The sequence below is a fragment of the Polaromonas sp. P3_C2 genome (genome assembly GCF_056402675.1).
Map to the genome: position 1 here is coordinate 1 of NZ_JBFUGX010001072.1, position 902 is coordinate 902.

Genomic DNA, 902 nt, shown 5'->3' on the forward strand with positions numbered 1-902 from the left:
TGTTGGGCTCCGGCGCTGGCGCTACAAAGATACTGTCTGCGCGAGGTAGTGTGATATCGGAGGCGCGCACCAATCAATTGTTCGTTACCGACATACCATCGCGACTTGAACAGGTGCAGGCGCTGATAGCGAAATTAGACGTCGCAGTCCGTCAAGTGTTGATTGAAGCTCGTATCGTTGAAGCATCGGATTCCTTCGGTAAATCTCTGGGCGTGCGGTTAGGGGGTCGACCCTTCACCCAGGGTAATAACACCGCTTTTGGCGGGTCGTATAACGCGACGGTTGCAGGAACTACTGCAGGTGAATTCGTGAGCTTGCCTGGTGTAGGCCAAAACGGATTCAACGCAAGTACGTTTGCCATTTCTTTGTTCAATGCCGCAAAGACACGATTCCTTAATCTTGAGATTTCTGCATCTGAAGCAGATGGCAAGACGAAAATTGTTTCCAGTCCACGTGTCGTGACTGCTGATCAGGTGAAGGCTCTGATTGAACAGGGTACAGAGCTTCCCTATCAACAGGCGACTTCCAGTGGTGCCACCGCTATTGCCTTTCGAAAGGCAAACTTGAAGCTCGAAGTCACTCCGCAAATAACGCCGGAGGGGAACATCATCCTTCAAGTGGACGTGAACAAGGATAGCGTGGGACGTGAAACAGCGAACGGATTCGCGATTGATACCAAGCATATTCAAACGCAGGTACTGGTGGAAAATGGTGGAACCGTGGTCATTGGCGGCATTTTTGAGCAAAATGATCGTGACAATGAAACCAAAGTCCCGCTTTTGGGCGACATCCCCGGTGTTGGCAATTTGTTCAAACAAAGAACGCGATCTGCCACGAAGTCTGAATTGCTGGTGTTCATCACACCCAAAATGCTGACTAACGGATCTGCCCTGCGTTAATTC

General features: G+C 50.3%; 1 protein-coding gene. It reads left to right on the forward strand.

Annotated elements, in window-relative coordinates; translation table 11 throughout:
• The coding region (locus tag AC1DWI_RS24675) for a type IV pilus secretin PilQ (protein ID WP_477726113.1) at positions 1–899 on the forward strand (899 nt) is incomplete at its 5' end.
• Between the last annotated feature and the right edge of the window lie 3 nt (positions 900–902).